Below are 9830 nucleotides of genomic sequence, written 5' to 3'. Positions count from 1 at the left end.
CGGTCCCATCACCCCAGTAAAACCGCATCGCAACGCTGTCACCATCAGGGTCATAAGCCTGGGTTGAAAAGGTGTAATTTGTATCCACAACCCCTATACGGGGACCGGAAATGGTTGGGCTCTCAGGAGGAAAGTTCAATTTTTTCTTACAACCGGAAAGCAATGAGAAAGCCAACATCAAACTGATGTTTATTATTTTTAGCCACTTTAGACTCATTTTTGCTCCTTTTTATATTTGTTCCTGCAATTGTCGTCCTATCTTTATTGTTTATTGAGCCTGTAAAGAATTATAAAAGTTTCAGCATATCTGTCAAACCAGTTTTCAGTCCCAAGACCATGACCTTTATCTGGGAAGGCTCGCAAAAGTCCATTGGGAAAGTAGGGGTAAAACGGCAACGGGGAGGGTGGAGGGGACCATCCCCAGGATGACCCCTATGGTGGTCACTGACCGGAATTTAGGCAGATTTTCTGGAGTTTTGTGTATAAATCTTAGACCCTTGCTTGACCGTTATCATCCTGTCCGTATAATCCAAAGGATGGAAAAGAAAAGGATTCTTACCGGTGACCGTCCAACCGGACCGCTCCATTTGGGTCATTATGTGGGTTCGGTTGCCAATAGGGTTAAACTGCAGGACACCTATGACACCTTTATCATCATTGCTGATATTCAGGCACTTACCACCAACTTTGATAAACCGGAAAGGCTGCGTCAGGATGTCCTTAATGTGGCAATGGACAACATCGCCTGCGGTGTTGACCCGAAAAAGGCAACAATCTTTATCCAGTCCGGCGTGCCAGCAATAGCAGAACTCACTGTGATTTACTCCAATCTCGTTACCGTTCAGCAACTTTCCCACAACCCGACCATCAAGACCGAGGCGCTTCAGTACAATTATCAGGAGTCAATGCCATACGGCTTTCTTGGTTATCCGGTGAGCCAGGCAGCAGATATCACCTTCTGCCGCGCCCATCTGGTGCCGGTGGGTGAGGACCAGGCGCCCCATATTGAACTGACCCGCAAGATTGTCAGGAAGTTTAACGCCATCTATGCCCCGGTCTTAATTGAACCTGAGCAGATTCTGAACCCCAGGCTTGTTGGTCTTGATGGCAATACCAAGATGTCAAAGAGCCTTGGCAACGCCATCTATCTCTCTGACCCACCTGAAGAGGTAAAGCGCAAGGTCCAGAGCGCGGTAACCGACCCTGCGCGCATCCATCCTACAGACATTGGACATCCAGAGGTTTGCGTTGTCTTTGCCTATCACAAAAACTTTAATCCGGAGGAGGTCAGAGACATTGAAGAGCGCTGCCGTGCGGGCACAATCGGCTGCGTCCCCTGTAAAAACCGCCTGACCGAGGTCCTGAACCGGTTTCTTGAGCCCATCCGCATGCGGAGAAAGGAGCTTGAAAAAGACCCTGAGTATGTCTGGGACATTCTGAAACAGGGCACTGACCGCGCCCGCCTTGAGGGTGAAAAGACAATGACCCTGGTGCGGGAGGCGATGAAGATAAAATACTTTAGAGTGCCTGAGGCTTGAGGCTCTAATCGCAAAAAAATGGCTGAACCCAATTTTGGCATAATTGTTGCTGCCGGCAGGGGTAAAAGATTTGGCGGTCTCAAGCAGTTTGCCCCGGTAAATAAAAAACCGCTCCTTTTCTATAGCCTGAAGGCGTTTGAAACCTGTCCCGAGGTAAAAGGCTATGTGGTTGTCACCAACCCAAGTAAAATAAGGAATGTCAGACAGATGATAAAAACCTGCCGGTTTAAGAAGGCGCTGGCGGTGGTTAGCGGTGGCGAAGAGAGGATGGATTCGGTTGAGCAGGGGCTTTTTGCCCTGCCCGAGGAGGGGTATGTGGCGGTTCACGATGGCGCCCGCCCGATGCTCAAACCAGAGATGCTCGCTATTGGATTTCGGGCGGTGCGCAAATATCCGGCAGTGGCATTTGGCATTCCTGTTACCGATACCCTCAAAGAGACAATAAAGGGCAGAATTGTCAAAACTGTTGACCGCACCGGTCTTGTGGCGATTCAGACACCACAGCTATTTCTCCTTTCCCTTTTGCGCCGCGCCTATGCCCAGGCACGCAATCAGGGGCTGGTTGCCACTGACGAATGCCAGTTGATTGAAAACCTTAACATCTCGCCCCGGCTCCTATTGGGCTCAACTCTCAATATCAAGGTTACCACAAAAGATGACCTGAAAATCTGTGAGGCGCTTTTGTGAAGAAAACCTCGGTCGCAATCTTTGGCTCCACCGGCTCAATCGGTCGCTCAGCGGTGGATGTCATCTCCCATCTCATTGACCGGTTCCAACCCTTCTGCATCGCAGCCCACCAGGCGGTTGAGCAAATCTCGCTTCAGGCGCAAAGGTTAAAACCTCGCCTGGTGATATTGACCGACCCGAAGGCGGCTGAGATTGCCCGCTCAAAACTTGGAAGAGGTTTCAAGGTCTTAGCCGGTCTTAAAGCGCTCGCTGATGTCGCCCAATCTGATGAGGTCGACATCTTGATAATGGCGATGAGCGGCACCGACGGTCTTATTCCCGTGTTAAAAGCCCTGCGCGCGGGCAAAAGGGTCGCTTTGGCAACAAAGGAGATATTAGTTGCCTATGGCGAGTTGGTGATGAGGACCGCTCGCCGCTACAAGGGAAAAATACTGCCGATTGACTCTGAACTTTGCGCCCTACACCAGTGCCTTGATGGCAGGGACATCAAGGCTGTTCGCTCTTTGATTCTCACCGCTTCTGGTGGGCCGTTCTGGCGTAAAGGTCTGCCAGAGGATGCCAAACTTGATGAAGTTCTCAACCACCCCACCTGGAAGATGGGCAGAAAAATCACCGTTGACTCGGCAACCTTGATGAACAAGGGGCTGGAGGTGATTGAGACCGTTCGCCTTTTCGGGGTTAAGCCTGAGCAGGTAAAGACCGTTATCCATCCGGAATCAATCGTCCATTCAATGGTGGAGTTTGTTGATGGCGCCATCCTTGCCCAGATGTCCAATCCGGACATGCGCCTGTCCATTCAGTACTGCCTGACCTATCCCGAACGGCTCGCCTCACCTGTCCCGCCTATTTCCTTTGAAAACATCAAGCCGCTCCGCTTCTTTCCGGTTGATTTAGACCGTTTCCCCTGCCTCAAACTGGCATATCAGGCGCTCAAGAAAGGTCCGGGCGCGACCTGCGTTCTCAATGCCGCCAATGAGATTGCTGTTGCCGCCTTTCTCAATCACAAAATTGCCTTTGGCAAAATCCCGGTTATAATTGCCAAGACACTCAAGGAACACCTGCGGCAGAAAAAGGCAAGGGTGTCCACCCTTAGGGCCTTGAGAAAAACTGAAAACTGGGCAAAAGGTTATGCCCTTAATCTGATAGAAAGGCACAGAAAAATAGATGTTTAGTTCAATAATCCTTGTCGCCCTATTTATCGGTGTCCTGATTACCTTTCATGAGTTTGGGCATCTGATAGTGGCCAAGATTTCCCATATCCCGGTTGAATCCTTCTCCATTGGGTTTGGACCGGTGGTTCTGAAGAAAAAAATCGGGGAGACCGAATACCGCCTTTCCCTTATCCCGTTAGGCGGCTACATCAAAATGACCGGTGAGGAAAACCCAGAGGAAGGGGGGTTCAGCGACAAACCCTTCGGAATCAGAGTGGCGGTGATCGCTGCTGGACCGGTTTTTAACCTCATCCTTGGCTTTCTCATGATTACCGTGATGTATCTCATCTTCGGTCTGAAATACCTGACGCCCACAGTATACCCTCTCCCGAATTCCAAGGCAAAAGCCGCTGGGCTCCAGCCCGGTGACATCATTCTCTTTGTGGACAAAGAGACCATACCTGACTTTGCCACTCTGGAACGCATCCTTGAGAAAAAAACAATCGGCTCTGTTTCTCTTCAGGTTCTGCGCGGCAGAGAAAAACTTGTCTTAAATTACGATGTCCCTGAATCCCTTGAGATTGAACCACTTCTGGTCCCGGTTGTTGACCGGGTGCGCGCGGGCAGCCCCGCAGCAAAAATCGGACTCAGACCAGGCGACATCATCAAAAGCGTTGCTGGAACCCCTGTAGAACGCTGGGAGGATTTTGTTGACATTGTGATGAAAAATGGCGGTAACCGGATTGAAATTACCTACCTGCGCGGGGATAACCTCATCACCGACTCCATCACCCCGGCGGTCACAAGCGACCAGCTAACCAACGAGCGCTTTGGACAGATTGGGGTCTGGGTGCGCCTGCCCAAAAGGAATCTCTCTTTTCCGGTTGCGCTCTATGAGGCGGTTCGCCGCACCGGTTATATCACGGTTCAGACATTTGTCATCATCTATAAAGTCATCACCAGACAGATTTCCACCCGGGTAATTGGCGGCCCGATAATGGTCGCCAAAATTGCCTACGAGGGTGCCAGTTGGGGGGCAGAATATTTCCTTGCCCTCTGGGCGCTTCTTTCCGTCAACCTTTTTGTCGTCAATATGCTCCCGGTGCCTGTCTTGGATGGTGGTAGAATCCTTTTAGATATCATCGCTCATCTCAGACGGCGCAAACTCTCAGAACGGGAACTCACTTGGGCGGCAAATATCGGCTGGGCGCTAATTGGACTTTTGATTGTCTTCACCATCTTTAACGACATCCTCCGCCTTATCCGCAAGTGAAAATCCTCGCGGTCGCCACCGCTTTTGAGACACAAAGGTTTGTCAAAGGCTATCCACCTAAAGGCGCAAGGCTTTTTCTCCGACCTGACAGCGAAATCTCCCGTCTCGCTACTCTAACTATTAACGATACCTTTGTTTATCTTGATGAGCGGGTTGAAATCGTTGAGCCCGATTCCAGTTTTGACCTTGTCCTTGTTCGGGTTGACTTCAATCATGATGAATCTGCCCGGCTGATTGTGGAGATGTTTGAAAGAACCGGAAAGCCGGTAGTGCTATTTGGACCACAGGTGACCTTATGGAAAGAAACCGCACCGGAATGGGCAACCCATCGCGTAATTGGTGATATCACCAATGTCTGGGGAAAAATCAGGTCTGACGCAGAAAAAAAATGCCTTCAGCAGGTTTACATCTCACCGCCGGTGCCGAATTATACAACACCGCACCCGGCTCTGGGCAAGCCACTGTTGATGAACACTAACTATCAGACAATTTATTTTATCCGGGGGTGCTTTTGCCCTGAAGATGTAAAAAGCCTGTGCCCTGAGTTTCTTTATTATCAGGAAAATCGCCTGAAGCGGTCGAAAGAAGAGATTTTAGGAGAGGTGCTGTCACTACCGAAGAAACATATTCATCTGCTTGACGATGATATCGCCAGTGAGCCGGATTTTTATTATGAAATGTTCCGTCTGCTGTGGGGGTATCACCGACACTGGAGCGTTAGGTGTAGTGAGCGGATTTTTGAGTTCCCAGATTTAGTGCGGCTGGTTGCAAAGGCAGGGGCGAAGGTGGTGTTTCTGGACGAGTCGTTTGTGGGCGCCAAGCTACAGCAGGCGCTGAGTGACGAGCGGGTGGTTCGGTGGCTTTACCGAGGGGTGAAGTTTCTGCAGTCGCGGCGGTTGCTTGTGGGAACAAGGTTGACTCTACCGGTAAGGGGCGGGAGGTATGACAAAATTGCCAGTCTCTTGCGCCGGATTGACCTTGATTTTGTGGAAGTGAGGTTTTTTGAAGTAGGGAGGGACGGGGAGAAGAGGGTTGTGCCGGTGAGGTATCACCCCGGGGTTGAGGCTGATGAGCCGGCAAGGGTTAAGGGGGAGTTCTATTCGTTTGGGGCGCTTTTTGACCGGTTTTTGCGCAGGCCCAGGCGGGTGGGTTTTTATTCAACCGGATGGTATCTAATCCCTTATAGTCTTGCCTATCGGCAGAATTTTCTGGAGGGGGTCCCTTACCCCTGAACTGGTTCAACGCGGGTGACTTGAGGAATCTCCTTTTTTAGGGTGTCTTCAACACTGAGAGCGAGTGTCATAGCGGAGAAGGGGCAGTGGGCGCAGGCACCTTTTAGCCGAACCCGGACCACGCCGTCATCGGTGATTTCAATGAGTTGGATATCACCGCCATCTAGGAGGAGGGTGGGGCGGATGGTTTCTTGAATCAGTCTTTTTATTTTGTCTTTTGTTTCTTGCTGCATCATAATGGCTTTTTTGAGGTTGTTGCTGAGGGCTCAGCGGTCGGTTCCGGCGGAGTTATGCGAAGGGTGGTCAGGTTCTCGTCTTTGTAAGGTCGCACCGAGAGAATCACCTGGTCGCATTGAACCTGAACCGCTTTCCCTTTGGTATTGTCGCAGTAACGGGCGCAAATCCTTGCGGCAATCCCGATGTCCTTTTTGGTCTTTTTCTTTGCGTGGAGGAGGACGAGGGGGCCTTTAGTGTTAAGGGGTTTGAACAGCAGGTCGTCGGGTCCCGCCAGTTTCGAGATGATTTCGTTTTCCTCTTCGTTTCTGCCCGCAACAACCTTTGCCTTGCTGGGGAGTCGGAAGTGTCTGCCGTAGTGGAGGATTTCAATCTCTTTGAGGGTGTTGAACTGGTTATGGGCGATGGCATCACGGCACCTTGAAGCGAAGTTGCGGTCGGTAAGTAAGCATCCGCCGCCCGGTGGGGGGTAGTCCACTATACCATACTCTTGGGCAAGCCTTATCTGGCGCCGCCGCTTTTTGCCGTGGAAGTCAAGAAGCCTCTCCCGGCGAACGAGGCCGGAAAGTTCTGGTAGCGTGGGCTCCAAGACCTTTGCCGAAAGGGGGCGCAATAGTCTCCCCTCAAGACCGCAAGCCTTTTCCAAAAGTCTTAGTGAGCGCCGGCTCTGGGAAAAGTGGCGCTGACCCAGGACCTCGCCGGTAAAAACAAAGTCCGCCTTAATCTCCTTCATCAGCTCCTTTGCCCTTTTGAGCATGTATGCCCGGCAGTCAACGCAGGGCGCCAGTTCCAAGACATACCCGTATTTCGGTGCGCGAACAATCTCAAGGTAGTCATCCCCAGCCTCAAGGGTAATTAAGGTAACCCCTAAAATCCCGGCCAGGGTCTGAAGTTGCTCCTGGCTGGGAACCCGACCGGCAATCCCAAAGGGTAGTTTGAAGTTGAGCGCCACCGCCTGGATACCCTGTTCGGTGATGAGTTTGAAGGCAAGGATTGAGTCCAGGCTGCCCGAGAAAAGACCAACCGCCTTTGCCTTACGACTGGTAATCATTTATCATCCTGTTTAGCGTGAAATCTTTTCCGAAAGAGGCACAACAATAACCCTCATCCATTTATCCAATTTTATAACCGCGGTCCTGAAAGTCAAGCATTATTGCAATTTATCCCAGAGGGAGCGAAAACGGGGGTTTCGGGGGTCAAGTTCAATTGCCCGGCCGAGCGCCTTTCGCGCCGAATCCAGTTCACCCTTTCTGCGAAAAAGGAGCGCCAGGTTGTAGAAGATATTCGGGTCAGCAGGCGCAAGTTCAGCGGACTTTTTCTGGAGGTCTAAGGCAAGCGCCAAATCACCTTTGTTTAAGACAATCAGGGCAAGATTGGCGTAAGCCTGGGCATAACCCGGTTTATCCCTGATAACCCGGCGCAAAAGCATCTCCGCCTCCTCATATTCACCCCGGCGCTGTAAAAGCGCGGCAAGGTTGAAACCGGCAACACTCAAGCCGGAATCAAGCGCCACCGCCCTGCGGTAATGGGCAATCGCCCCCGTCTCATCACCCTTTTTCAAAAGAACCGAACCCAAGTTATAATGACCGGGCGCATAATCAGGCGCCTCTTTAACCATCCTTGAAAAGAGCCTCTCCTCATTTTGCCAGAGACGCATCCTGCGCCATAAAAAGGGGATAAAGAAAACCGAGAGGCAGACCGCAACAACTACCAGAACCCTTTTCTCTATTGGTCTGGTGGCAATCAACCTCGCCACCGCCACAAGCATCAAGAGAACACCCAGCGCGGGCAGGTACAGAAGCCTGCCTGAAGGTCCAAAAGGAGCAAGAACCGCCACCGGCAAAAGGAACACAACCGACCAGAACCAGCCAAGAAGAGGATAAAACCGCTGTTTCAACCGCAAAAACAAGAGCGGTAAAAAAAGATAAACAAGCCCAATTACACCCCAAACATTCAGCCGCACAAAATCCCCTGAAGAGCAATAGAAAATCACTCTGTTAAAAGGAAAGAAAAGTAACGACAGTTGCTGACCAAAACTGTTTAATCCGGTGATGATCAAGGGCAGAAATCTATCAGCAGCCTTCATTCCCACCAGGCTGCCCAAAACCTGATAACGGGCAAAAAGATAAATAGCAGCAATCACAGCCACCCCGGCTAAAACCACCCCGCACCTCTTAACCTTGCCCTTGAACAAAATCCAGATAAGAACAATCAGAATAAAGAACAACCCGCTCTCTTTGGAAAAGACCGCGAGCGCAAAACCTGCCAGCACAAGGATGAGATTAACCCAGCCGCCCTTCTTCATATATTCAATCAACCCCAGACAGGCGATTAACAGACCCAATCCTGTTAGAAGGTCGGTCCTGCCGCTGACATAGGCAACACAGTCAGCAAACAACGGGTGCAGAGCCAAGAACAGAGCGGCAAACTGCCCGGATTTCCAGGAGCCGGTAACCATAAAAATCAAAAGGGCAAAAAGGACACAGACAGAAGCGTGCAGCAAAATATTAACTAAATGGAAAAACCAGGGGGTTCTGCCTGCAATCAACCGGTCCAGCCTCAGCGAAAAATTGGCTAACGGGCGGTAATAAGGGTCAGAACCCAAATGTTCACCTGAACCCGCCCAGAAACTCTGACCAAACGCCCTTAAAGGCGGGTCCTGATTGTAAACGATTAGATTGATGTCATCCCAGACAAACTGAAAACCCAGCGTCGGCAGATAAACACCGATAGCGACCAAACCTGATATCAAAAGACCCAGCCATCTTTTAACCTTGAAATTGCCCCTGTTTCTCAAAGGCTATCTTTTGCTTTTCAAAATCCGATACTCGACCAGTTCCTCGGCACGGAAGAGTTCAAAATAGGTATCGCCTCGGCTCCAGCGCTGCTCCTTTTCCCGCTTGACCACACCTAAACCCGATGCCAGCCACAGCCGCTGATGAAAGTCGACCTTGCTGCTCCTTGTTTCCACCCGAAAACAGCCGGCAAAAAACCCTGCGGGCACGCTCACATCCTCCTCTGCAACCACCTCGGTCTCCTCCCGCTCCTCGTCACTCTCAAACCACTTTCTGCCCACGCTCAAAGGCTGGATGAGATAAACAATCCGCTCAACCCTGCCGCCCCTGCCCGGCACCAGCTTAAACACCGTATCACCCTTGCGCTCATAATAGTAGATTGTGGAAGAGCCTGATTGCAGCGGCGTCTCCACCACCCAGACCTTACCCAGCCTCGGCACCTCCTTCAACCCCTTGACCACCTCAACAACCCTCACCTCGCTGCGAACTGTGGTGTCTTTTCCGGTAATAGTCCGCTCGGTTACCTTCATTATCCGCACCGCATTCGGCACCAGGGGAAAGAAGTCTGAATATTGGCGCCGGCATCTGCTCATCAAAATCGAGAGAAAAATAAAAACGGTTAAAAACGCTCTCCTTGCCATAATTAAGATTACCCCTTTCCCCCTATGTGTCAACAAACGAACCACGACCGGCAAAAACAGCCTTTCCCCATAATATAAAAGAAAATCCCCCTCCATCAAAAAAGGATAACCAACCACAACCATCCCGTTCCTCCATAGCCACCGGGGGAGTGACCCCCTGCATCGTACATCTCAACATATTGTGTTTCTATTTGAGTTTATCTACTACTAATAGACGCGATAAGATCAATCTCGCCAATGTTCAGGGACCGATTTCCATATTATTAAACCAAAATTGAT

The 9830-nt window shown here is 50.8% G+C and carries 10 protein-coding genes; 5 read left to right on the top strand and 5 right to left on the bottom strand.

Annotation, left to right across the window (positions count from 1 at the left end):
* Window positions 1-217: hypothetical protein (locus ABIK47_01540; protein ID MEO0019311.1), on the bottom strand; the 217-nt coding region annotated here is incomplete at its 3' end.
* Window positions 218-527: 310 nt separating this feature from the next.
* Between ABIK47_01540 and trpS the strand changes: the two genes are divergently transcribed.
* From trpS to ABIK47_01515, 5 genes are read left to right on the top strand one after another with little or no spacing between them, the layout of a single operon-like run.
* Complete coding sequence (gene trpS / locus ABIK47_01535; GenBank protein MEO0019310.1) at window positions 528-1538, top strand: tryptophan--tRNA ligase; 1011 nt, start codon at window positions 528-530, stop codon at window positions 1536-1538.
* Between the two features lie 18 nt (window positions 1539-1556).
* Window positions 1557-2225, top strand: a complete 669-nt coding sequence (ispD, locus tag ABIK47_01530) for a 2-C-methyl-D-erythritol 4-phosphate cytidylyltransferase (GenBank protein ID MEO0019309.1) — start codon at window positions 1557-1559, stop codon at window positions 2223-2225.
* Window positions 2222-3397, top strand: coding sequence for a 1-deoxy-D-xylulose-5-phosphate reductoisomerase (gene dxr, locus ABIK47_01525; GenBank protein ID MEO0019308.1), 1176 nt, complete (start codon window positions 2222-2224; stop codon window positions 3395-3397). Before ispD ends, dxr begins: the two co-directional genes overlap by 4 nt.
* The gene (rseP, locus tag ABIK47_01520) at window positions 3390-4649 is read left to right on the top strand and encodes an RIP metalloprotease RseP (GenBank protein ID MEO0019307.1); all 1260 of its coding nucleotides are present in this window, start codon (window positions 3390-3392) and stop codon (window positions 4647-4649) included. Before dxr ends, rseP begins: the two co-directional genes overlap by 8 nt.
* Entirely contained in the window at window positions 4646-5881 is a 1236-nt protein-coding gene (locus tag ABIK47_01515) for a hypothetical protein (GenBank protein ID MEO0019306.1), read from the top strand. Before rseP ends, ABIK47_01515 begins: the two co-directional genes overlap by 4 nt.
* On the opposite strand, the gene ABIK47_01510 is transcribed toward ABIK47_01515, so the two are convergent.
* From ABIK47_01510 to ABIK47_01495, 4 genes are all read right to left on the bottom strand, one after another.
* On the bottom strand, window positions 5872-6117 hold the full coding sequence (locus ABIK47_01510) for a NifU family protein (protein ID MEO0019305.1): 246 nt from the start codon (window positions 6115-6117) through the stop codon (window positions 5872-5874). The genes ABIK47_01515 and ABIK47_01510 overlap by 10 nt on opposite strands.
* Window positions 6114-7166, bottom strand: coding sequence for a hypothetical protein (locus tag ABIK47_01505; GenBank protein MEO0019304.1), 1053 nt, complete (start codon window positions 7164-7166; stop codon window positions 6114-6116). Before ABIK47_01505 ends, ABIK47_01510 begins: the two co-directional genes overlap by 4 nt.
* Before the next feature lie 99 nt (window positions 7167-7265).
* Window positions 7266-8867 (bottom strand): tetratricopeptide repeat protein, encoded by a 1602-nt coding sequence (locus tag ABIK47_01500; protein ID MEO0019303.1) that lies wholly within the window; start codon window positions 8865-8867, stop codon window positions 7266-7268.
* A 48-nt stretch (window positions 8868-8915) separates the two neighbouring features.
* Window positions 8916-9551, bottom strand: a complete 636-nt coding sequence (locus tag ABIK47_01495) for a hypothetical protein (GenBank protein MEO0019302.1) — start codon at window positions 9549-9551, stop codon at window positions 8916-8918.
* Between the last annotated feature and the right edge of the window lie 279 nt (window positions 9552-9830).

It is taken from the genome of candidate division WOR-3 bacterium (assembly GCA_039801245.1).
Taxonomy (GTDB): domain Bacteria; phylum Hydrothermota; class Tepidihabitantia; order Tepidihabitantales; family Tepidihabitantaceae; genus JAOABP01.
This window is presented reverse-complemented; position numbering and strand designations above follow the sequence as displayed.